20 protein-coding genes are annotated in these 20,624 nt (G+C 65.6%); 7 read left to right on the top strand and 13 right to left on the bottom strand.

Annotation, left to right across the window (positions count from 1 at the left end; genetic code table 11):
- Positions 1-20: 20 nt before the first annotated feature.
- The 7 genes from JQ633_RS17820 to JQ633_RS17790 form a co-directional block, all read right to left on the bottom strand.
- Positions 21-1,544: a UxaA family hydrolase gene (locus tag JQ633_RS17820; RefSeq protein ID WP_211986356.1), complete on the bottom strand. Its 1,524-nt coding sequence runs from the start codon at positions 1,542-1,544 to the stop codon at positions 21-23.
- Positions 1,545-1,742: 198 nt separating this feature from the next.
- Entirely contained in the window at positions 1,743-2,519 is a 777-nt protein-coding gene (locus tag JQ633_RS17815) for an HpcH/HpaI aldolase family protein (RefSeq protein ID WP_139481981.1), read from the bottom strand.
- A 50-nt stretch (positions 2,520-2,569) separates the two neighbouring features.
- Positions 2,570-3,655: a malate/lactate/ureidoglycolate dehydrogenase gene (locus JQ633_RS17810; protein WP_211986355.1), complete on the bottom strand. Its 1,086-nt coding sequence runs from the start codon at positions 3,653-3,655 to the stop codon at positions 2,570-2,572.
- A gap of 35 nt (positions 3,656-3,690) precedes the next feature.
- Positions 3,691-4,419: an ABC transporter ATP-binding protein gene (locus JQ633_RS17805; protein ID WP_211986452.1), complete on the bottom strand. Its 729-nt coding sequence runs from the start codon at positions 4,417-4,419 to the stop codon at positions 3,691-3,693.
- Positions 4,419-6,191, bottom strand: coding sequence for a branched-chain amino acid ABC transporter ATP-binding protein/permease (locus JQ633_RS17800; protein WP_211986354.1), 1,773 nt, complete (start codon positions 6,189-6,191; stop codon positions 4,419-4,421). Before JQ633_RS17800 ends, JQ633_RS17805 begins: the two co-directional genes overlap by 1 nt.
- Positions 6,188-7,063 (bottom strand): branched-chain amino acid ABC transporter permease, encoded by an 876-nt coding sequence (locus JQ633_RS17795; RefSeq protein ID WP_211986353.1) that lies wholly within the window; start codon positions 7,061-7,063, stop codon positions 6,188-6,190. Before JQ633_RS17795 ends, JQ633_RS17800 begins: the two co-directional genes overlap by 4 nt.
- An 89-nt stretch (positions 7,064-7,152) precedes the next feature.
- Entirely contained in the window at positions 7,153-8,298 is a 1,146-nt protein-coding gene (locus JQ633_RS17790) for an ABC transporter substrate-binding protein (protein WP_211986352.1), read from the bottom strand.
- Between the two features lie 244 nt (positions 8,299-8,542).
- Between JQ633_RS17790 and JQ633_RS17785 the strand changes: the two genes are divergently transcribed.
- Positions 8,543-9,538 carry a GntR family transcriptional regulator gene (locus JQ633_RS17785; RefSeq protein WP_211986351.1) on the top strand — a complete coding sequence of 332 codons (996 nt, stop codon included), beginning with the start codon at positions 8,543-8,545 and terminating at the stop codon, positions 9,536-9,538.
- 31 nt (positions 9,539-9,569) lie between these two features.
- On the opposite strand, the gene hpaR is transcribed toward JQ633_RS17785, so the two are convergent.
- Positions 9,570-10,100 (bottom strand): homoprotocatechuate degradation operon regulator HpaR, encoded by a 531-nt coding sequence (gene hpaR, locus JQ633_RS17780; RefSeq protein ID WP_211986350.1) that lies wholly within the window; start codon positions 10,098-10,100, stop codon positions 9,570-9,572.
- A 111-nt stretch (positions 10,101-10,211) separates the two neighbouring features.
- On the opposite strand from hpaR, the gene hpaH reads away from it, so the two are divergent.
- From hpaH to JQ633_RS17750, 6 genes are all read left to right on the top strand, one after another.
- Complete coding sequence (gene hpaH / locus JQ633_RS17775; protein WP_211986349.1) at positions 10,212-11,018, top strand: 2-oxo-hept-4-ene-1,7-dioate hydratase; 807 nt, start codon at positions 10,212-10,214, stop codon at positions 11,016-11,018.
- 26 nt (positions 11,019-11,044) lie between these two features.
- A complete protein-coding gene (locus tag JQ633_RS17770) occupies positions 11,045-11,443 on the top strand; it encodes a 5-carboxymethyl-2-hydroxymuconate Delta-isomerase (RefSeq protein WP_211986348.1) in 399 nt (132 codons plus the stop codon).
- The gene (gene hpaE, locus JQ633_RS17765) at positions 11,436-12,977 is read left to right on the top strand and encodes a 5-carboxymethyl-2-hydroxymuconate semialdehyde dehydrogenase (protein ID WP_211986347.1); all 1,542 of its coding nucleotides are present in this window, start codon (positions 11,436-11,438) and stop codon (positions 12,975-12,977) included. Before JQ633_RS17770 ends, hpaE begins: the two co-directional genes overlap by 8 nt.
- A gap of 127 nt (positions 12,978-13,104) precedes the next feature.
- Positions 13,105-14,088: a 3,4-dihydroxyphenylacetate 2,3-dioxygenase gene (gene hpaD, locus JQ633_RS17760; RefSeq protein WP_211986346.1), complete on the top strand. Its 984-nt coding sequence runs from the start codon at positions 13,105-13,107 to the stop codon at positions 14,086-14,088.
- 63 nt (positions 14,089-14,151) lie between these two features.
- Positions 14,152-15,024, top strand: a complete 873-nt coding sequence (locus JQ633_RS17755; RefSeq protein WP_211986345.1) for a fumarylacetoacetate hydrolase family protein — start codon at positions 14,152-14,154, stop codon at positions 15,022-15,024.
- Between the two features lie 23 nt (positions 15,025-15,047).
- Complete coding sequence (locus JQ633_RS17750; protein ID WP_211986344.1) at positions 15,048-16,679, top strand: thiamine pyrophosphate-dependent enzyme; 1,632 nt, start codon at positions 15,048-15,050, stop codon at positions 16,677-16,679.
- A gap of 6 nt (positions 16,680-16,685) precedes the next feature.
- Here the strand turns inward: JQ633_RS17750 and alkB are convergent, their stop codons facing one another.
- The 5 genes from alkB to JQ633_RS17725 all read right to left on the bottom strand — a co-directional run bounded on the left by alkB (position 16,686) and on the right by JQ633_RS17725 (position 20,623).
- Complete coding sequence (alkB, locus tag JQ633_RS17745; protein WP_211986343.1) at positions 16,686-17,339, bottom strand: DNA oxidative demethylase AlkB; 654 nt, start codon at positions 17,337-17,339, stop codon at positions 16,686-16,688.
- A gap of 12 nt (positions 17,340-17,351) precedes the next feature.
- A complete protein-coding gene (locus tag JQ633_RS17740) occupies positions 17,352-18,095 on the bottom strand; it encodes a 2OG-Fe(II) oxygenase (RefSeq protein ID WP_211986342.1) in 744 nt (247 codons plus the stop codon).
- A gap of 158 nt (positions 18,096-18,253) precedes the next feature.
- A complete protein-coding gene (locus tag JQ633_RS17735) occupies positions 18,254-18,940 on the bottom strand; it encodes a DUF2848 domain-containing protein (protein WP_211986341.1) in 687 nt (228 codons plus the stop codon).
- Positions 18,933-20,279: an amidase gene (locus JQ633_RS17730; protein ID WP_211986340.1), complete on the bottom strand. Its 1,347-nt coding sequence runs from the start codon at positions 20,277-20,279 to the stop codon at positions 18,933-18,935. The genes JQ633_RS17735 and JQ633_RS17730 overlap by 8 nt, the downstream gene beginning before the upstream one ends.
- 17 nt (positions 20,280-20,296) lie before the next feature.
- The gene (locus JQ633_RS17725; RefSeq protein ID WP_211986339.1) at positions 20,297-20,623 is read right to left on the bottom strand and encodes an AtuA-related protein; all 327 of its coding nucleotides are present in this window, start codon (positions 20,621-20,623) and stop codon (positions 20,297-20,299) included.
- Position 20,624 lies beyond the last annotated feature (1 nt).

Raw genomic sequence — 20,624 nt, 5'->3', positions numbered from 1 at the left:
CATCCGGGCTACGCAGTCACTTACATCGTCGCGCCGAGCACCCAGGGCGCGAATTCCGCGCCACCAAAATCGAAGCTCTCACTCTTGGTCGGCTGGCCCGACGCTGTCTTGAGGATCAGGTCGAAGATGCGCTGGCCGCATTGCTGCACGCTCTCCTCGCCGTCGAGGATGGTGCCGCAATTGACGTCCATGTCGTCTTCCATCCGCTTGTACATCGGCGTGTTGGTGGCGAGCTTGATCGACGGTGCGGGCTTGCAGCCGAACACGCTGCCGCGGCCGGTGGTGAAGCAGACGAGGTTGGCGCCGCCCGCGACCTGCCCGGTCGCCGCGACCGGGTCGTAGCCGGGCGTGTCCATGAACACGAAACCCTTCTTGGTGACGGGCTCGGCGTAGTGCAGCACGTCGACGAGGTTGGTGCTGCCGGCCTTGGCCATCGCGCCCAGTGACTTCTCGAGGATCGTGGTAAGGCCGCCGGCCTTGTTGCCGGGGCTCGGATTGGCGTTCATCTCGGCACCCTCGCGATGGGTGTATTCCTCCCACCAGCGCATCAGGCCGACCAGCTTTTCGCCGACCTCACGGCTGACGGCGCGACGGGTCAAGAGATGCTCGGCGCCGTAGGTTTCCGGCGTCTCCGAGAGAATGACCGTGCCGCCGTGACGCACCAGCAGATCGCTCGCCGCGCCGAGCGCGGGATTGGCCGACACCCCGGAATAGCCATCGGAGCCGCCGCATTGCAGCGCCACCGTCAGCTCGCTCGCCGGCACAGCCTCGCGCTTGACCTTGTTGGCATCGGTGAGCGCTTCCTTCACGAAGGCGACGCCCGCCTCCACCGTCTTGCGGGTGCCGCCGACCTCCTGGATGTCCATTGCGCGCAGCCGACCGGCGAGCTTCTGCTCCTGCATCAGGCCGCCGATCTGGTTCACCTCGCAGCCGAGGCCGAGCACGATGACGTTGGAGAAGTTCACATGCCGCGCATAACCGCCGAGCGTACGGCGCAGCAGCGCCAGCGGCTCGTCCTGGGTCATGCCGCAGCCGGTCTTGTGGGTCAGCGCGACGACGCCGTCGACATTGGGGAAGTCGGCGAGCGGGTTCTCGCCGGTGAATGGATTCTTCTTGAACATGTCGGCGACGATGCCGGCGACATGGGCGCTGCAATTCACCGAGGTGAGGATGCCGATATAGTTGCGCGTCGCGACGCGGCCGTCACCGCGGCGGATGCCCTCGAAGGTCGCCGGCAGATCGAAGTTCGGCACCGGCTTGACGTCGACGCCATAGGCATAGTCCTTGGCGAAATCGCCCATGCCGCAGTTCTGCACGTGCACGTGCTGGCCGGGCGCGATCGCCTGCGTCGCAAAACCGATGATCTGGCCGTAGCGCCGGATCGGCTCGCCCTGCGCGATCGGCTTGATCGCGACCTTGTGGCCGGCCGGAATGCGATCGACCGTGGTGACGCCATCGGCAACCTCGAGCCCCGGCGGCAGGCTCGCGCGCGCAATCAGGACGCTGTCGTCGGGATGCAGGCGGATCACTTGCGTCGGGGCCATGGGAATTTCTCCTGTTGGAGTTCTTCACCTCTCCCCGCCCTTTGCGGGGAGAGGTCGAATTCTCGCATCGCGAGAATTCGGGTGAGGGGCGATGCGCAATGCGAGCTACAAAGATGATGCTCGCCGGATGGAGGCCCCTCACCCCAACCCTCTCCCCGCGAAGAGCGGGGCGAGGGAGTGGACAGAGTTACGCTTAGCTTACGCCTTGCCGCCGGACTTCTCGCGGGTCGCGTTGACCTGCATCTTCGCATAGGTCTGCATCAGGCCGACTTCGTTCGACAGCGTGACGAGCTTGAAGCCCATGTTGATCGCCCGCACCGCACCGTCGGCGCCGGAGCAGTGGATGCCCGGGTTGAGGCCGCGCTTGCCGCATTCCTTGATGATCTTCTCGTAGATCTTGAGGATCTCCGGCTCATCGCGATCGAGCTTCGGCACGAGGCCATAGGAGAAGCCGAGATCGGACGGGCCGATATAGACGCCGTCGATGCCCTCGACGTCGAGGATCGCTTCCATGTTCTCGACCGCGGTCTTGGTCTCCATCATCGGCAGCAGCACGATCTCGTCATTGGCGGTCTGCTGGTAGGTGCCGGCCGAGCCGTACATGCCGGCGCGGATCGGACCGTTGGAGCGCACGCCCTTCGGCGGATACTTGGCGTAGGAGACGAGGTTCTTGGCTTCCTGCGGCGTGTTGACCATCGGGCAGATCACGCCATAGGCGCCGCCGTCGAGCACCTTGCCGATGATGCCCGGCTCGTTCCACGGCACGCGAACCATCGGCGTCACCGGATGGGCGTGCATCGACTGGAAGCACTGCACCATCGACAGATAGTCCTGCACACCATGCTGCATGTCGACGGTGACGCTGTCGAAGCCGCATTGCGCGATCACTTCGGCGGAAAACCCTGACGGGATTGCGAGCCACGCGTTGACCACCGCCTTGCCCGACGCCCAGACCTGCTTGACCTTGTTTGCCATTGATCGCGTTTCCTTTTGTGTTCCGTTTTTCGTTTCTTGGAGGACGAGTCCTAGCTGGTCGCCCGCTGGATGGAGACTTCGCTGACGCCGACTTCGCGCGCGGTATTCACTATCGCCGCCCAGGTGTCGTCAGGCAAGGGGATGCCGTTTTGGGTGCGCTCGGCCCGGGTTTTGCGCTCGGGATCGCCCGGAATCAGTACGGTATCGGTGCCTGCAATCGGCTTGGTGGCGCGGATGAAATCGCTGTAGCGGGTGATTTCCTCATCGAAGAAGTTGCTGGTGTCGATCACCTTGGGATCGATGTAGAACGCCATCATGCCGTTGGCGAAGCGACGGTCCGATGACGTCGCGCCGGTGCCGGTCAGCGCGCCGCCGAGCAATTCGCAGATGAAGGCGAGGCCCGAGCCCTTGTGATCGCCGAAGGCGCGGATCGCGCCGGTTCCCTTGGTGTGGTCGCGCGGCCCGTCCGGCGTATACGGGCCATAGAGCACGTGCGGATCCTCGCTCAGCGTGCCGTCGGCATCGACCAGCGCGCCCGGCGGCAGCTTCTTGCCGCCGCGGCTCGCCACGAGGCACTTGCCCTCGGCGACGACCGAGGTCGCGAAATCGAGCACGATCGGGTCCTGGCCCTGGCGCGGAATGCCGACGCAGTATGGCGCGGTTGACAGCCGCTTCTCGACGCCGCCGTAGGGCGCGACCAGCAGCGAGCCCGCCGCGGTCACGAAGTGGATCGAGACGAGACCTTCCGCCGCAGCCATTTCGGCCCAGTCGCCGACCCGGCCGAGATGGCCGGAGTTGCGCAGCGCGACCGCGGCAAGTCCTGCCTTCTTGCACTTCTCGATGCCGAGCCTCACCGCGATCGGCGTGACGGTCTGGCCGTAGCCATATTTGCCGTCGACCACCGCGAGCGAGGCCGTGTCGACCACGACCTCCGGGGTCTGGTTCGGAACGATCGAGCCCATCTTCTTCCACCGCACATAGACCGGCACGCGGATCACGCCGTGGCTGTCATGCCCGGTGAGGTTCGCGGTCGTCAGATAGGTCGCGATGCGCTTCGCTTCTTCCGGCGAGGACTCCGAATGGGAAAACACCTCGGAGACGAAGTTGATGAGGTTATCGACCTTGATGGTGACCATGAAGACTAGCTCGCTTGATAAGGCACAGGGCGTTGTTACGCGTGGGCTTTGGCGTGGCCGCCGAGATAGGCCGCGGCAATGGCTTCGTTGCCCCACAATTCGTCGGGCTTGCCGCCCAGCACGATCCGCCCGGTTTCCAGGACGAACCCGTGATCGGCGACTGAGAGTCCCATGCGCGCATTTTGCTCGACGAGCAAGACCGTGGTGTCCTTCCTGATCTGCGAAATGATGCGGAACACGGCCTGGACGATCACCGGCGCGAGGCCGAGCGAGGGCTCGTCCAGCAGCAACAGCCGCGGCTTGGCCATCAGCCCGCGGGCGACTGCAACCATCTGCAGCTGGCCGCCGGACAGCGTCCAGCCCAGCGCGTTGGAGAACTTGCGGATGTCCGGAAACAGATCGAACATCGCATCCGCCTCGCGCGAGATCTGCGACGTCGAGACCTTGCGGTTCGATGCGCCGAGCATGATGTTCTCTTTGACGGTGAGGCCCGGGAACACGCGGCGGCCTTCCGGTACATGCGAGATGCCGAGCCGCACGATCGCTTCCGGCCCGAGGCCCGCGATCGAGTGTCCGTCGAACATGATGTCGCCGGATGCAGGCTTCTCTAGACCGGAGATCGCGCGCAGCGTGGTCGATTTGCCGGCGCCGTTGGCCCCGAGCAGCGTGACCACCTGGCCCTGCTCCACGGCGATGGTGATGCCGCGCAGGGCCTCGATCTCGCCGTAGCGGACCACGAGATTGCGGATTTCGAGCAGCGGCATCATTCGCTCCCGAGATAGGCGGAGACGACGTCGGGATGGCGCAACACCGCCATCGACTCGCCGTCCGCGATGCGGCGTCCGAAGTTCAGCACGGTGATGTGCTGGGCAGCTTCCGAGACCAGCGTCATGTCGTGATCGATGATCAGGATGGTGAGGCCTTGCGCGGCGATGCGCTTGAGCAGCTCGTGCAGTTCGAGCTTCTCGGTCGAGTTGAGGCCGGCCGCGGGCTCGTCGAGCAGCAGCAGCGTCGGATTCGATGCCAGCGCGCGGGCGATCTCTATCAGGCGCTGGTGGCCGTAGGAGAAGCTCGAGATCAGCTCATTGGCGCGGCTACCGAGACCGACAAAGGTCAACGCCTCCATCGCCCGCTCGGTCAGTGCGTCATCGCCCTTCCCGACCATGGTGTTGCCGCGCCGCTCGGCGCCGATCTCGACGTTTTCAAGTGCCGTCATCGAGCGGAACAGGCGGATGTTCTGGAAGGTGCGCCCAAGCCCGGCGGCCGTGCGCTGATGCGGCGCCATCGTGGTGATGTCGGTGCCGTCGAGCACGATCCTGCCCGATGTCGCCTTGTAGAGGCCGGAGAGAACGTTCAGCGTCGTGGTCTTGCCAGAGCCGTTCGGACCGATCAGCGCATGCACGCCGCCGCGCTTCACCGCGATGTCGACGCCATCGACCGCCTTGAGGCCGCCGAAGTGCTTCGACAGCCCGGTAACTTCGAGCACGATGTCGCCGCCGGTGGTCGCAGGTTTGAGTTGCAACGCAGCCGCGGCGGGCGGCGCCTTGGTGTGCGCGCGCCAGCGCGTGAAGGCGTCGGCGACGAAACCCCAGATGCCGTCGGGCATGAAGCGGATGATCAGGATCACGAACAGGCCGTAAATGGCCAGATAGAGCCCCGGCACGCTCTTCAGGAAGCGCAGCCATTCCGGGATCAGGATCAACAGACCCGTGCCGATCACCGAGCCGATCGGCGAGGCCACGCCGCCGAGCAGCGACATGGTCAGGAATACGATCGATTCGGCGAACGAGAACTGGTCCGGGCTGACATAGGCAAAGCCGCCGGCGAACAGGCCGCCGGCCAGACCGCCGAGCAGCGCGCAGATGCCGAAGGCGTAGATCTTGGTGCGGAACACGTCGATGCCGTTGACACCGGCCGCGAGCTCATTGTCGCGCACCGCGCGCATGGCGCGGCCGAGCTTGGTATCGGGCAGATGCCAGACCAGATAGCCGACGATCGCGAGCATCGCGACGCAGAAAGCCAGATAGCTTTGCGAGTTCTGGAACAGCTCCGGCCGGCGGATATTGGCAACGCCATCCGGCCCGTGGGTGATGCCGATCGCGTTGATCATCACCAGCGTCACGATCTGCTGGAACGAGATCGTCACCATGGCAAGGTAATGCCCGCCCAGCCTGAGCGTCGACATGCCGAGGAACGCACCGGCGACCAGCGTGATCGCGCAGGCGCCAACCAGGCAAAGCCAGAAGTTCAGATGCAGGTCGGCGGTGCCGAGGCCGACCACATAGGCGCCGAAGCCGAAGAACGCGGCTTGCGCCAGGTTGATTTGGCCGCACAGGCCGAGCACGACCGAAAGCCCGAACACGGCGATCGAGAACGTCGTGGCCTGCAGCAGGATGTTGAGGATGTAGCCGTCGAACCGCATGCCGGCTGCCAGCGTCACCAGCACGGCGGCGCCGATGAAGTACGGCAGGTGACGGACGATCAGCGGCCTGGAGCGCACCGCGGGCGCCGGGATCATGTTGTCGCTGGCGCTCATGCTTTCTCCGCGACGCGTTCGCCGAAGATGCCCTGCGGCCGGAACACCAGGAAGGCGATCAGCACCAGGAAGGCGAAGCCGTCCTTGTACGGCACCGAAATGTAGGCGGCGCCGAACGTCTCGATCACGCCGAGCGCCAAGCCGCCGACGATGGCGCCGGCGACATCACCGAAGCCGCCGATGATGGTCGCGGCAAACGCCTTCAGCGCGATGGTCGAGCCCATCTGGATCGAGACGAACAGCACCGGCGCCACCAGGATGCCGGCGAGCCCGCCGAGCACGGCCGAATAAATGAAGGTGATCATGATCATGGTGGAGACGGAAATGCCGAGCAGCGAGGCCATCTCCTTGTCCTGCGAGGTCGCCTGCAGCTTCTTGCCGAGCAGGGTCTTCTCGAAGAACCAGAAATTGAACAGCACCAGCAGGATCGTCACCGCGATGATCAGCAGGTACTGGCTGTCGAGATAGACCGGGCCGAGCTGGATACCGGGCGTATCGAACCAGCCCTGCAGCACCTGCGGCTGCGGGCCGTAGATCGCCAGCACCGAGTTCGACAGCAGGATCGATGCGCCGATGGTGGCGATGATCACCGGCAGGTAGGTGCGGTTGCGCAGCGGATAGTAGACGCCGAGATTGAAGATGACGCCGAACAGCGCCATTCCGGCGAGCGCAAGCAGGAACGACAGCCAGTAAGGCCAGCCGAGATCGACCGAGAACACCACCATCAGGTAGGCGGCCACCATCGAGAATTCGCCTTGCGCGAAGTTCACGACATTGGTGGCGCGGAAGATCAGCACGAAACCGAGCGCGACCAGCGCGTAGACCGCGCCGATGCCAATGCCCGTGAACAGAAGTTGGAGGACCAGATCCATGACAGCGCCCGATCAGAACTTTGCGCGCAGGCGAACATCCTGCGCAGACGATCGGCCTCGCCGCACGCGGCGGCGAGGCCGGGCCGCGATCAATCGTTGAAGTCGATGTGCTTGTCGTAGATGATCTTGCCCTTGTCGTTCTTCACGACGTTGTAGCCGTGCAGACCGTCGCCGTTCTTGTCGAAATTGTATTCGCCTTCGGCACCGGCGAACTTCTGCGTCGCCAGGATGGCGTCGCGGATCTTGTTCGGATCGGTCGAGCCCGCCTTGTTGATCGCCGCCGACAGGATGGTGATCGCATCATAAGGCCAGGCGCTCTGGTTGTCGGGCGCGGTCTTGTAGGCATCGCGATAGGACTTGCTGAAGGTCTTCGCGGCATCGCTGGAATCCTCTGCGAAGTCGGCGACGCCGTAGGTGCCGAACAACGCCGGGCCGGCGAGCTTGGTCGAGGACACCGCCACCACCGAGGGCGAGCCGACCCAGGGGATGTTGACGCCGAGCTGGCGGAGCTGCCGGGCAAAGATGCCGAGATCGTTCTCGAAGGTGAAGTAGGTGCCGAGCACGTCAGCGCCGGACTGCTTCACCGCCAGCACGACCGGGGTGAAGTCCTGGCTCTGGTTGGCATAGCCCTGGTCGAGCACCGGCGGCGCGCCCATCTTGGTCAGCGCTTCGGTGAGCGCCTTGCCGCCCGCGGTGCCGAAGGCGTCGGTGGAGTGGACGATCGCCCACTTCTTCTTGCCCAGCGTGTTGACGCCGAAGTCGGCGATCACGCGCCCGGAGTAATTGTCGTTCGGGCGGAAGCGGAACAGCCACGGATTGCCGGAATGGGTGAGATCGGGATTGGTGCCGCCGATCATCACCGGCTTGCCGACCTTGATCACGTCGGGCGCCATCGCCTGCACCTGGGTCGAACGGATCGAGCCGAGGAAGGCCACGATGTCGGATTGCGCGGCGAGCTTGGAGAACGCCAGCACGATCCCCGGATTGGTGGTCTGGTCGTCCTCGATCACCAGTTCGACCTGCTTGCCGAGCACGCCGCCGGCCTTGTTGACCGCGGCCAGCGCCAGCTTGGCGCCGTTCTGGGCCCAGAGCCCCTGCTCCGCCGCCGGCCCGGTCACGGGCACGCACATGCCGATCTTGATGGTCGCGCCCTGCGCCCACGCGCTCCGCATCAAAGCAGGAGCAGCGAGACCTGCCGCCAAACCGGCGGAAAACTCACGTCTCGTCAGTTTCATTCAATCCTCCCTGTATCGCGCCGACTTACATGCCGGCTGTTCTGAGATGAGCTCAACGCAAACGCTGAAGCCGCTGCAGCGCACGCGACGCACAGCGGCGATCGTCAATTCAATCGTCCGATCAGCTAATCATGATTGGACATTGCACGCAATGGCCAAAAATTCACCATGAGCGGTGCGTAAATGCCTGTTGCGGGCGACCTCGGCAAGATCACGTGTTAGTGTGGTCACCGGGCAGCCACGAATGTCGATTCCGAGAGCGAAATCGCAGACCAGACGGAAACAGCCGGCCTATGCGCTGATCAAGGCCGCATTGGCCAAGCGCATCCGCGCCGGCGACGTGCCGCCCGGCACCGTTCTCTCCGAATCCGCAATTGCGACCCTGTTCGGCTCCAGCCGCTCCCCGGTGCGGCAGGCCTTCGAGCAGCTCGAGCACATCGGCCTGGTGCGCCGGTTCGACGGCCGCGGCGTCATCGCCGGCAAGCGCCAGGTCGAACCGCGGCGAGTCCCGATCACGCCGCAAATGCTGGGGCTGACCAACGGACCGGTCGAGGCGGTCAGGAGCGACGCCTGGGACACCCTTTATTACAAGCTCGAACGCGAGATCATCTACCGGTCGCTGTTCGGCCGCTTCCGCGTCAGCGAGCTGGCGCTGGCGCGGCATTTCCGGGTCGGACGCACGGTTGCACGCAATCTGCTGCTGCGCGCACAGGCGCTCGGGATCCTCGAGAAGGGCGCCAAGGCCCACTGGTACGTGGTGCCACTCGACGAGGACCGTCTGCGCGACATCTTCGAGGTGCGGGCGACCCTCGAGCCGCTGCTGCTGAAATCCGCCGCCACGAAGATTCCGGCGGAGCTGCTGGACCGGATGGCGGAGCGATTGCGCGAGGGGATCCAGTGCCGCGACCGCATCGGCGTCGCCGAGCTCGACGAGATCGAGGGCGACCTCCACGTCCACTGCCTCGGCTACGGCGTCAATCGCGAGATGATCGAAGCCCTCAAGCGCACGCACTGCGCTTTCGTGATCGGCAAGCACATTCAGGTGGCGCTGACGGCGCCGCAGATCGATTCCTTCATGGACGAGCACCTCGTGATCATCGAAGCGCTGCGCGCGCGCGACGGCGAGGCGGCGGCCGCGACCTTGCGCCGGCATATCGAGTGGTCGCATTCGAAGGTCGCCGGCTGGATCGCCGAATTCCGCGCCATCAATGTGATCTCGCGCGTTCCCTACATGGCCTGACCGGCTTGCCGCGTACGGCGCACATTCCCGTCTACTCGTCGGCCTCAAGTTCGGCTTCATCGGCCGAATTCATTCCGGCAAGACCTGCCTCCAGTGCCCCCAGCATCTCCTGCAATTCGGCAAGCTTGCGTGCGCCGTAGCGCCGCGTGATCTCGGCATAGATCGCTTCCGATGTCGGCGCCACCGCCTCGATCAGCTTCAACCCCTTCGCGGAGATCGACACCACGGCGCGGCGCGCGTCGGTCTCCGCCGCCTTGCGCTCGATCAACTGACGAGCCTCGAGATCGCGCAGGATCCGCGACAGGCTGGGCCCGAGCAGGAACGCCACATGCGCGAGTTCGGTAACTTCGATCTCGTCGACGGCCGACAGCGCACGCAGGATCCGCCACTGCTGCTCGGTCAGCCCGTGATTGCGCAGCGAGGGACGAAACTGCCGCATGACGGCTTCGCGGGCGCGCAGCAGCGACATCGGCAGCGAGCGCGAGAACTCGCGCATCGGCGCGCGGCGGAGCGGCCCCGCCTCCGTCTGTCCCGACTCGTTCGACGACTTCTTGCGCGCCATGCTTCAGTCCAATGCGGCAAACTTTTGCGCTGCAGCATGCGGCGATTCAGTTTGCGGAAATCTACTTAACATGTTAATCATCTCCCAGCACCCAATTATTGTGTATCACGCATGGCCCTCACTCCGGACGATATCCGCGCTGCCGCAGCCAGGCTCGACAATGCGGAAAAGACCCGCAAGCAGATCCGCCAGCTCTCGCTGCAGCATCCCGGCATCACGCTGGACGATGCCTACGCGATTCAGAAGGCCTGGGTCGAGATGAAGGTGGCGCAGGGCCGCATCGTCAAGGGCCACAAGATCGGCCTGACCTCGAAGGCGATGCAGAGCGCGCTCAACATCGACGAGCCGGATTCCGGCATCCTGCTCGACGACATGTTCTTTGCCGATGGCGGACTGGTGCCAACCGATCGCTTCATTGCGACCCGCGTCGAGGCCGAGCTCGCCTTCGTGATGAAGCACCGCCTTGCGGGGCCCGACTGCACGCTGTTCGACGTGCTCAACGCCACCGACTTCGTGGTGCCGGCGCTGGAGATCCTGGATACGAGGGTCGAGCGCGTCGATCCCGAAACCAAGGCGACGCGAAAGATCTTCGACACCATCGCCGACAACGCTGCCAATGCCGGCATCGTGCTCGGCGGCCGGCCGATCCGCCCGCTGGACGCCGACCTGCGCTGGATCGGCGCGCTGTGTTTCCGCAACGGCCAGCTCGAGGAAACCGGATTGGCCGCCGGCGTGTTGAATCATCCGGCAACCGCGGTGGCGTGGCTCGCCAACAAGATCGCGCCAAACGGGCTGGCGCTGGAGGCTGGCCAGGTCGTGCTGGCGGGCTCCTTCATCCGCCCGATCGAGACCCGCAAGGGCGACACGATCCAGGCCGACTACGGACCTTATGGTTCCGTGAGCTGCTATTTCGCCTGACGCATCGATATCAGCAGGAGAGCTGCATGCCGCACTTCACGCTCGAATATTCCGCAAATCTCGACGGCATCCTCGACATGGGCGAGACCGTCGAGGTGGTGCGCAAGGCCGCGGTCGAGACCGGCATCTTCCCGCTCGGTGGCATCCGCGTCCGCGCCGTCAGATGCGAGCATTACGCGATCGCCGACGGCCGCGGCAATTACGGCTTCCTCGACATGGTGCTGCGGCTCGGCGAGGGTCGCGATCTTGCCACCCGCAAAACGGCCGGCGAGCACATCTTCAGGAAGCTCTCCGCGCATCTCGATCCGGCATTTGCCAAGAGCAAATTCGCCCTGTCGTTCGACATGCAGATCAACGACAAGGAGACGAGCTGGAAACGCAACAACATCCACGACGCATTGAAGGTGGAGACGGTCAATGGATAAAGCCGCCGCGAAATCCGTCGACGTGTTCCAGGCCAACCGCGACCGCGCGGGCCCGCTGCTCGCCAAGCTGAAGGCGGAAGGCATCGGCCAATTCATCGATGGCAAGGTGGTGGCGTCGGCCTCCGGCGAAACCTTCGAGACGAAGTCACCGATCGACGGCGCCCTGCTGGCGACGGTGGCGCGCGGCAATGCGGAAGACATCGATCGTGCGGCGATCGCGGCCGGGCGCGCCTTCAAGGGCTGGCGCGACATGCCGGCTGCGGCACGCCGCAAGCTGCTGCATCGCGTTGCGGATGCGATCGAGGATCACGCCGACGACATCGCCGTGCTCGAATGCATCGACACCGGGCAGGCGCACCGCTTCATGGCCAAGGCCGCGATCCGCGCCGCCGAGAATTTCCGCTTCTTCGCCGACAAATGCGCGGAAGCCCGCGACGGCCTCAACACCCCGAGCGAAGAGCACTGGAACATCTCGACCCGGGTGCCGATCGGCCCGGTCGGCGTGATCACGCCGTGGAACACGCCGTTCATGCTGTCGACCTGGAAGATCGCCCCTGCCCTCGCCGCGGGCTGCACCGTCGTGCACAAGCCGGCGGAATGGTCGCCGGTCACGGCCGACCTCCTCGTCAAGCTGGCAAAGCAGGCCGGTATTCCCGACGGCGTGTTCAACACGGTGCACGGCTTCGGCGAGGACGCCGGCAAGGCGCTGACCCAGCATCCCGCCATCAAGGCGATCGGCTTCGTCGGCGAGAGCGCGACGGGATCCGCGATCATGGCACAGGGCGCGCCGACGCTGAAGCGCGTGCATTTCGAGCTCGGCGGCAAGAACCCGGTGATCGTGTTCGACGACGCCGATCTCGACCGCGCGCTCGATGCCGTCGTGTTCATGATCTACTCGCTCAACGGCGAACGCTGCACCTCGTCGAGCCGCCTGCTGGTCCAGCAGAGCATCGCCGACAGCTTCATCGCGAAGCTGACCGCGCGGGTGAAGGCGCTCAAGGTCGGCCATCCGCTCGATCCCGCGACCGAGATCGGGCCGCTGATCCATGAACGGCACCTCGCCAAGGTGTGCAGCTATTTCGATGTCGCAAAGCAGGACGGCGCCACCATCGCGGTTGGCGGCAAGCCGCATGACGGCCCCGGCGGCGGCCATTATGTGCAGCCGACGCTGGTCACCGGCGCCAACGCAACAATGCGCGTCGCGCAGGAGGAGGTGTTCGGCCCATTCCTGACCGTGATCCCGTTCCGCGACGAGGTTGACGCGATCGAGATCGCCAACGGCGTCAATTACGGACTGACCGGCTATGTCTGGACCGGCGACATGGGCCGCGCGCTGCGCGTTGCGGACGCACTGGAGGCCGGCATGATCTGGCTCAACTCGGAAAACGTCCGCCACCTGCCGACCCCGTTCGGCGGCATGAAGGCCTCCGGCATCGGCCGTGATGGCGGCGATTACTCGTTCGACTTCTACATGGAAACCAAGCACGTCTCGCTCGCGCGCGGGACGCACAAGATCCAGAAGCTGGGAATGTAACCGCGTCATTCCGGGGCGGCGCGCAGCGACGAGCCCGGAATCCATAACCACGATCGTGAGTATGGATTCCGGGCCTGCGCGAAGTAGCGCATCCCGGAATGACGGACCGAACCGAGGGGAAACACCGATGCCCGTTCCGAAGCACATCTTCGATCCGCCGTTCAACATCATCCGCTGCAGCCACGCCGTGCTCGACGTCACGGATCTCGACAAGAGCGCCGCGTTTTACGAGAAGACCGTCGGCCTCCATATCGAGGACCGCGACGACAAATCGGTGTATCTCCGCGCCAGCGAGGAGCACCAGCATCACTCGGTGGTGCTGCGCAAGGCGGCGAAGGCCGCCTGCAACCGGCTCGGCTTCAAGGTCGGCAATGACGGCGACCTCGACAAGGCCGCGTCGTTCTTCTCTGAGCACGGCATCACCTACGCCTTCGTCGAGCAGCCGTTCCAGGGCCGCACGCTGCAATTCACCGATCCGTTCGGCTTCCAGATCGAGCTCTACGCCACGATGGAGAAGCGCCCGCATCTGCTCCGGCGCTATGACCTCTACAAGGGCTGCCACCCGCAGCGGCTCGACCATTTCAACGTGTTCGCCGCCGAGGTGCAGGACACCGTCGACTTCTACGCGAGGCTCGGCTTCCGCCTCACCGAATATGCCGAGGAGGACGGCGACAATGGCCGCATCGCCGCGGCCTGGATGCACCGCAAGGGCAACGTCCACGACTTCGCCATCACCAACGGCCGTGGCCCGCGGCTGCACCACATCGCCTATTGGGTGCCGACCGCGATGAACATCGTGCATCTCTGCGACGTGATGGCTTCAAGCGGCTTCCTCAAGAACATCGAGCGCGGCCCCGGCCGGCACGGCATCTCCAACGCGTTCTTCCTCTACATCCGCGACCCCGACGGCCATCGCATCGAGCTCTACACCAGCGACTATTTCACCGGCGACCACGACCACGAGCCGCTGCGCTGGTCGCTGCGCGATCCGCGCCGCCAGACACTGTGGGGCGCACCGGCGCCGCGCTCCTGGTTCGAGGAAGGCTCGCCCTTCGCCGGCCAGACCGTACGCGAGCCGCGCTTCGTCGCCGACGTGCTGGTTGCGGATTAACTCGAACTCCTTGCACCGGTCGTCCCGGCGAAAGCAGGGACGACAACAACAACTGGATTGCCAATGTCCGCCCCTCGCCTTGCTACCTACTCCGTCGACGGCGCCACGAAATACGGCGCCGTCACCGATGCAGGCATCGTCGATCTCTCCGCGCGTTTCGCCAAGGACTATCCGACCTTGCGCGAAGCGATCGCCGCCGGCGCGCTGATGAAGCTTGCGGACGACGCTGCCAAGCGCGCGCCCGACCACGCGCTCGATGCGGTCGCCTGGCAGCCGCCGATCCCCTCGCCGGACAAGATCATCTGCATCGGCGTCAACTATCCGGACCGCAATGCCGAATACAAGGACGGATCGGACGCGCCGAAATACCCCAGCATGTTCCTGCGCGTGCCGCGCTCCTTCGTCGGCCACAACACGCCGGTGGTGCGGCCGCGCATCTCGACGCAGCTCGACTATGAGGGCGAGCTCGTGCTGGTGATCGGCAAGGCCGGCCGGCACATTCCGGAAAGCGCCGCGTTCGATCACATCGCCGCGATCACGCTCTGCAATGAAGGCACCATCCGCGACTGGGTGCGTCACGCCAAATTCAACGTCACCCAGGGCAAGAATTTCGATTCCACCGGCAGCCTCGGCCCGTGGATCGTTCCCTACACCGATGAGGCGCAGATCGCCGATATCCGCCTGACCACCCGCGTCAATGGCGAGACGCGGCAGGATGACCGCACATCGCGGCTGATCTTCGGCTTCCGCTATCTCATCAACTACATCTCGACCTTCACGACGCTGGTTCCCGGTGACGTCATCGTGACGGGCACGCCGACCGGCGCAGGTGCGCGGTTCGATCCGCCGCGCTATCTGAAGCCGGGCGATGTCGTCGAGGTCGAGGCCGAAGGCGTCGGCATCCTGCGCAACGGCGTCGTCGACGAAACCACCTAACCCGCAAGCGAGTGGACAGTGCCATGACCTCAACATCCGGCGGCGAAGCGATCGTCAACGGCCTCGTCGCCCACGGCGTCGACACCGTGTTCGGCCTGCCCGGCGCGCAGATCTACGGCCTGTTCGATGCGTTCCACCAGGCCCAACTCAAGGTGATCGGCGCACGGCACGAGCAGGCGTGCGGCTACATGGCGTTCGGCTATGCGCGCTCCAGCGGCAAGCCCGGCGTGTTCAGCGTTGTGCCCGGCCCCGGCGTGCTCAACGCCTCGGCGGCGCTGCTCACCGCATTCGGCTGCAACGAGCCGGTGCTGTGCCTGACCGGCCAGGTGCCGACGCAATTCCTCGGCAAGGGCCGCGGCCATCTGCACGAAATGCCGAACCAGCTCGCGACGCTGCGGACGTTCGTGAAATGGGCCGACCGGATCGAGTATCCCGACAACGCGCCGGCGCTGGTGTCGCGCGCGTTCCAGGAAATGCTGTCGGGCCGTCGCGGCCCGGCGTCGCTGGAGATGCCGTGGGATGTGTTCACGCAGCGCGCCCAGGTCGCGGCTGCAAAGCCGTTCGAGCTGTTGCCGGCGCCGCAGCCCGATCCGGACCGGGTCAAGGCGGCGGCCGATCTCATCAAGGCCAGCAAGGCGCCGATGATCTTCGTCGGCGGCGGCGCGATCGAGGCGAGCGAGGAGATCCTCGAGCTTGCCGAGATGATCGATGCGCCGGTGGTCGCGTTCCGTAGCGGCCGCGGCATCGTCTCCAATGCGCATGAGCTCGGGCTCACGATGGCCGCCGCCTACAAGCTCTGGCCGAAGACGGACCTGATGATCGGCATCGGTACGCGCATGGAATTGCCGGCATCGGGATTCCGCTGGCCTTACCAGCCGCTCGGTTTGAAGTCGGTTCGCATCGATATCGATCCCGTCGAGATGCGCCGGATGGTTTGTGATGCCGCAATCGTCGCCGATGCCAAGGCGGGCACCGCCGATCTCGTCGCGGCCGTGAAGAAGGCCGGCTTCGCCAGGACATCAGGTCGGCGTGGCACGATCCGCGAAGCCACGGCCACCGCCGAGCAGGAGATCCAGCGCATCCAGCCGCAGATGGCCTATTTGAAGATCCTGCGCGAGGTGCTGCCGGCGAACGCGATCGTCACCGACGAGCTGTCGCAGGTCGGCTTCGCTTCGTGGTACGGCTTTCCGGTCTACCAGCCGCGCACCTTCGTCACCTCGGGCTATCAGGGAACGCTCGGCTCCGGCTTCCCGACCGCGCTCGGCGCCAAGGTGGCCAATCCCGACAAGCCAGTGGTCGCGATCACCGGCGACGGCGGCTTCATGTTCGACGTGCAGGAGCTCGCCACTGCGGTGCAGTTCAAGATCGGCGTGGTGACGCTGGTGTTCAACAACAACGCCTACGGCAACGTCCGCCGCGACCAGCAGGAGCGCTTCGACGGCCGCGTCGTCGCCTCCGACCTCGTCAATCCCGACTTCGTCAAGCTGGCGGAATCCTTCGGCGTCGGCGCTGCGCGCGTCAGCTCGCCGGATCATTTCCGCACCGCGCTGGAGAAGGCGCTCGCCGACGGCGGGCCCTATGTGATCTCGGTGGAAGTGCCGACGGGTTCGGAAGTCTCGCCGTGGGCGTTCATTCACCCGGCCAAGAATAACTAGGCGCCTTCAGCGGACCTTGCGAAACGTCAGATTGATACGCTGGCGGCCGAGCACGCCGTGCTCGCCGTCCGCGAGCGGCGCGACGCCGTGATAGAACAACCTTGACGACCCGCCCCACACCGCGACATCGCCATGCTCGAGCCGGTAGCGACGCGGCGTGTCGCTGCGCTTCAGGCCGCCGAACAGGAAGATCGCGGGCAGCCCGAGCGACACCGAGACGATCGGCGCGCCGTAATCGAGCTCGTCCTTGTCCTGATGCAGCGACAGTTTTGCGCCGGGGACGTAGCGGTTGATCAGGCAGGCCTCCGGCGCGAAGCCGTGGAAGCCGCCGTCCGCGGCTGCGCTCGCCGCAAGCTTGCGCAATACGTCAGGGAGCGGCGGCCAGGGTTTTGCGGTGTCGGGATCGATCGGGTCATAGCGATAGCCGCTGGGGTCGGAGACCCAGCCGAGGCTGCCGCAATTGGTCATCGCGACCGACATCCTGTGGCCGCCCGGCGTGATCAGATGGCGGAACGGCGCCTGCTTCACGATCGTGCGCAATGCCGGGATCAGCTCCGCCTCGAACGGCCTGGCAAAGCCGCGCAGCAACGCGGCCCCTTCCGCGATCGTCTCGCGCGAAGGGCGTGCATCGCCAACGGTCTCGAACAGATCAGCAGCCACGCTTGAGGGCACTCACTTTGCGTCGTGAAAGATCACGCCGACGGTGTGGCGATGGCCACAGCGAATCCGGCTGACGCCGTGCCGCAGATTGACACGATACGCCCCGCGCGTCCCCTGCACCGGGCGATGATGCACGGCAAAGGCCACCGCGTCGCCCTTCGTCAACGGCACCACCTCGGGCCGCGACTGCATCCGCGGCCGCTGCTCGGTCAGCACGAACTCGCCGCCGGTGAAGTCGCGGCCCGGCTGCGACAGCAGGATCGCGACCTGGATCGGGAACACGTGCTCGCCATAAAGGTCCTGGTGCAGGCAGTTGTAGTCGCCCTCGCCATATTGCAGCAGCAGCGGCGTCGGCCGGGTCTGGCCGGCATCATGGCAGCGCTTCAGGAACGCCGCATGCGAGGCCGGGTAGCTGATGTCGATGCCCATCGTCCGGTTCCAACGGTTGGCCGTCGCGATGAGGCGCGCGTAGAGCGCCGGCCGCAGTTCCGCGATCAGGTCCGGCAACGGATAGGAGAAATACTTGTACTCGCCGCGGCCGAAGCCGTGGCGGCCCATCACGATCCGGCTGCGGAACTGGCTGTCGTCGGAATAGCGCGCGGCGATGTCATCGCATTCCTCCGGCGTCAGCAGTTCGGGAAGGACGGCGCAGCCCTGCGCGTCGAGATCGGCGGTGATCTGGTCCCAGCCAAATGTGTCGACGCGGGCCGGGATGGTAGTGGGCAAGCGGGCGATGGTCTTGGCTGTGGCGGTCATGGAGGTGAATCTGGCCCATGATGGCCGCCAGCGCCACCCGATTTCCGGCATAAACTGCCCGGAACAGCGCCAAAAATTCACCGTCGTCCCGGCGAAGGCCGGGACGACGCCTCGAGAGTGCGCTGGCCCAATCGCGGAGGACGACTCGTAGAAAGCAATCAGCCCCTGACCGGCAGCGTGACCACGTCGTAGCCGTGGCTGATCTTGCGCTTCAGCACCGGGTCTTCGAGCTCGAACTCGAAGCGGCTGGCCGGGCGGATGCCGCCCTTGGCGGCAAAGGTGCCGCCGAACATGGCGCAGCCGTCAGGCAAGCCGCCACCGTCGAAGCCGCGCGCGATCAAGTCATTTGCCGGCAGCATATGATCGAGCGTGCCTTCCTGGTAGAGCACGCGCTCGCCGCCGATCGTGGCCCAGGCGCGCAGCACCAGCTGGTCCCAGTGGCCGATCACGTCCTCGAGCTCCCAGAGTTCGGAAGCCATCGGCTTGTCGCACATCTGCTTGGAGACAGTGACGCTGTAGCTCTCGACCTTGCGGTCGGTGTGGTCCGAGCCGCAGCCGACGAAGATGCGGCCTTGCCAGCCGATCAGCACGAACTCGACCTCGCCGCTGGAGTCCTCGCCGCACACCTCGATCGTGTCGGCGAAGGTCAGTCGGCGCGCCGAGCAGCGGTAATAGATCGGTGTGGTCGCCGGCCGCGCGATGCCGATCGCCTCGAGCTCGGCGATGTGCTTGTCGCGCGCTACCGGGTCGCGGCCGGTCCAGCCGGCGATCACGGCCTGGCGGATTTCCATCGTCAGCGGGGTGGCCGCGCCCTTGTCGTCGACGGTGAAGGTGAGATCAAACACGGATGACGGTCTCCATTCCGGCCGCAAGCTCGAAGATGCGGCGATCCGAACCGCCGGCGGCGGCGAGCATCAGGCCGACCGGTGCTTCGCCCTCGTGATGCGCGGGCAGCGAGATGGCGCAGCCGTCGAGCACGTTGATCAGGGTGCAGTTGCGCAGCGCGCGCAGGTTCTGCACCGTGAACGCCTTGTCGTCGGCGAGTTCGGCAATGCTGGGCGGCAGGTTCGCCGTGGTCGGCAGTACCAGCGCATCATAGGGCGCGATGCGCTGCTCGGTGCGCGCGATGAAGGAGCGGCGCGCGTTGAGCAGGTCGATGTAGTCGGCGGCAAGAAAGCCCTCGCCGCGCTGGATGCGTGACGAGACGCGCGGATCGTAGATGTCGCCCTTGCTGGCGAGCAGGAAGCGATGCCAGGCATAGCTCTCGGCTGCGGCAAAGCCGCCCTTGGCGTTCATCACGCCGACGTCAAGCAGTTCCGGCACCTCGATGCGCTCGATCAGGGCGCCGGCGCGCGACAGCGATGCCAGCGCGCGCTCGAACGTCTTGGCCACCGCGTCATCGAGATCGTCGAGCACGACGGTGGTCGGCAGCGCGAGACGCATGCCCTTGACCGGCCGCGGCGTCAGCGCGCGCACCGGCTCGTCGGCAAGCACGGCGTCGAGCGCGGCGCAGCAGGCCACCGAATTGGCCAGCGGCCCATAGCTGTCCAGTGTGAACGACAGCGGCACGCCGCCGTCGAGCGGGATCCGGCGCTGCGTCGGCTTGTAGCCGACGATGCCGTTGAACGCCGCGGGAATGCGGCAGGAGCCGCCGGTGTCGGTGCCGAGCGCACCAAAGGCCATGCCGTCGGCGATCGAGACCGCGGCGCCAGAGGACGAGCCGCCAGGCACGTGACCAACGCTCCGGTTCCAGGCGCTCTTCGGCGTACCGTAATGCGGATTGATGCCGATGCCGGAAAACGCGAACTCGGTCATGTTGGTGCGGCCGATCACGACGAAGCCGGCACGCTTGAGCCGCGCCACGACCGGCGCATCGGCCTCTGCGGTTGCGGAATCCTCCAGCGCCCGGGAGCCGGCGCGCGTTACCTGCCCCTTGATGTCGAACAGGTCCTTGATCGAGACCGGGATGCCGGCAAACGGCGACGGCGCGGCGCCTGCCTTGCGCAGCCGGTCCATCGCGTCGGCGGCCTCGAGCGCAGCCTCCTTGTCGACATGGATGAAGGTGCGCTGGCCCTCGCCGGCGGGATCGGCGATCCTGGCGATGCACTGTTCGACGAGCTTGCGGGCGGTGGTTGCGCCGCTGGCGAGGTCGGCGGCAAGGGAGGCGAGTGTCTTGTTCGGCATGGGTCTCACTTGGTGGCTTACGGCCGATTGTGGCCCGGATCGTCGTCGATTTCCAGATCGAGCAGCGCCGAACTCAGCGATTTGCCGTGCGCATCGAGCGCCAGTGACCGCGTCACCCCGCCGCCGAGCGTTCCGGTCATCACGAAGTTGAGCGCCGCGATTTTCGGCAGCTCGTAGCGGGTGACGTCGCCCTCGACGACGCCGGCAAAATGCGCCTTGACCCGGTCGCTGGTGACCTGCGCGACCAGCAGCGGGTAGTGCCGCGCGTCATAGGCGATCACCGAGATATTCGACGTGTTGCCCTTGTCGCCGGTGCGGGAGTGGGCGATCTCGCGCAGCTTCACA

It is taken from the genome of Bradyrhizobium tropiciagri (genome assembly GCF_018130505.1).
In the GTDB taxonomy this organism is placed as follows: domain Bacteria; phylum Pseudomonadota; class Alphaproteobacteria; order Rhizobiales; family Xanthobacteraceae; genus Bradyrhizobium; species Bradyrhizobium tropiciagri_B.
Note: the sequence above shows the minus strand (reverse complement) of the source record. Positions and strands in the feature narration are given on the sequence as shown.

What these genes read in the sequence shown, in the direction of transcription:
- JQ633_RS17805 (WP_211986452.1), bottom strand. Translation starts at nt 4,419, where the DNA reads ATGCCGCTGCTCGAAATCCGCAATCTCGTGGTCCGCTACGGCGAGATC.
- JQ633_RS17820 (WP_211986356.1), bottom strand. Translation starts at nt 1,544, where the DNA reads ATGGCCCCGACGCAAGTGATCCGCCTGCATCCCGACGACAGCGTCCTG.
- JQ633_RS17795 (WP_211986353.1), bottom strand. Translation starts at nt 7,063, where the DNA reads ATGGATCTGGTCCTCCAACTTCTGTTCACGGGCATTGGCATCGGCGCG.
- hpaD (WP_211986346.1), top strand. Translation starts at nt 13,105, where the DNA reads ATGCCCGTTCCGAAGCACATCTTCGATCCGCCGTTCAACATCATCCGC.
- JQ633_RS17755 (WP_211986345.1), top strand. Translation starts at nt 14,152, where the DNA reads ATGTCCGCCCCTCGCCTTGCTACCTACTCCGTCGACGGCGCCACGAAA.
- hpaE (WP_211986347.1), top strand. Translation starts at nt 11,436, where the DNA reads ATGGATAAAGCCGCCGCGAAATCCGTCGACGTGTTCCAGGCCAACCGC.
- JQ633_RS17810 (WP_211986355.1), bottom strand. Translation starts at nt 3,655, where the DNA reads ATGGTCACCATCAAGGTCGATAACCTCATCAACTTCGTCTCCGAGGTG.
- JQ633_RS17815 (WP_139481981.1), bottom strand. Translation starts at nt 2,519, where the DNA reads ATGGCAAACAAGGTCAAGCAGGTCTGGGCGTCGGGCAAGGCGGTGGTC.
- JQ633_RS17730 (WP_211986340.1), bottom strand. Translation starts at nt 20,279, where the DNA reads ATGCCGAACAAGACACTCGCCTCCCTTGCCGCCGACCTCGCCAGCGGC.
- JQ633_RS17740 (WP_211986342.1), bottom strand. Translation starts at nt 18,095, where the DNA reads ATGACCGCCACAGCCAAGACCATCGCCCGCTTGCCCACTACCATCCCG.
- JQ633_RS17790 (WP_211986352.1), bottom strand. Translation starts at nt 8,298, where the DNA reads ATGAAACTGACGAGACGTGAGTTTTCCGCCGGTTTGGCGGCAGGTCTC.
- JQ633_RS17800 (WP_211986354.1), bottom strand. Translation starts at nt 6,191, where the DNA reads ATGAGCGCCAGCGACAACATGATCCCGGCGCCCGCGGTGCGCTCCAGG.
- JQ633_RS17750 (WP_211986344.1), top strand. Translation starts at nt 15,048, where the DNA reads ATGACCTCAACATCCGGCGGCGAAGCGATCGTCAACGGCCTCGTCGCC.
- JQ633_RS17785 (WP_211986351.1), top strand. Translation starts at nt 8,543, where the DNA reads ATGTCGATTCCGAGAGCGAAATCGCAGACCAGACGGAAACAGCCGGCC.
- JQ633_RS17770 (WP_211986348.1), top strand. Translation starts at nt 11,045, where the DNA reads ATGCCGCACTTCACGCTCGAATATTCCGCAAATCTCGACGGCATCCTC.
- hpaH (WP_211986349.1), top strand. Translation starts at nt 10,212, where the DNA reads ATGGCCCTCACTCCGGACGATATCCGCGCTGCCGCAGCCAGGCTCGAC.
- hpaR (WP_211986350.1), bottom strand. Translation starts at nt 10,100, where the DNA reads ATGGCGCGCAAGAAGTCGTCGAACGAGTCGGGACAGACGGAGGCGGGG.